This window comes from Chryseobacterium urinae (assembly GCF_030518295.1).
Classification (GTDB): Bacteria; Bacteroidota; Bacteroidia; order Flavobacteriales; family Weeksellaceae; genus Chryseobacterium; species Chryseobacterium mucoviscidosis.
In genome coordinates this window covers 1-331 of the sequence record NZ_JAULSJ010000110.1, presented here as the reverse complement: position 1 = coordinate 331, position 331 = coordinate 1, and the positions used below count along the sequence as shown (strand labels likewise).

General features: G+C 39.3%; 1 protein-coding gene. It reads right to left on the bottom strand.

Annotation, left to right across the window (positions count from 1 at the left end):
• Window positions 1-331, bottom strand: a 331-nt coding sequence (locus QWT87_RS21190; protein ID WP_302718738.1) for an IS91 family transposase, incomplete at both ends; no start/stop codon positions are given.

Here is a 331-nt window from a genome sequence, read left to right as displayed (position 1 = left end):
GGGGCTTCCAAAAGGCTTTTTGGCGTAAACTACCCAAGGTTTTTCCCACAGATTTCGCCTGATTTTTTCGTATTCATTTTCTTGATTTTCATTGAATTTATCCTTTAAATTAGCTTTCAGTTTCTCACAAAATTTAGCCCTGAAAACTTTGCTCAAAGCCTTTACAGAAAACAAAAATTTACCGTCACTTCTGATGTTTTTCCAAGCTCCGCTTTCATCCACACCACCGCCCGGAACAATGCAGTGCAAATGTGGATGAAGACTCAGATTCTGTCCCCAAGTGTGCAAAACAGCAATCATTCCCATTTGGAGATTTTTGTTTTTGCCAAAC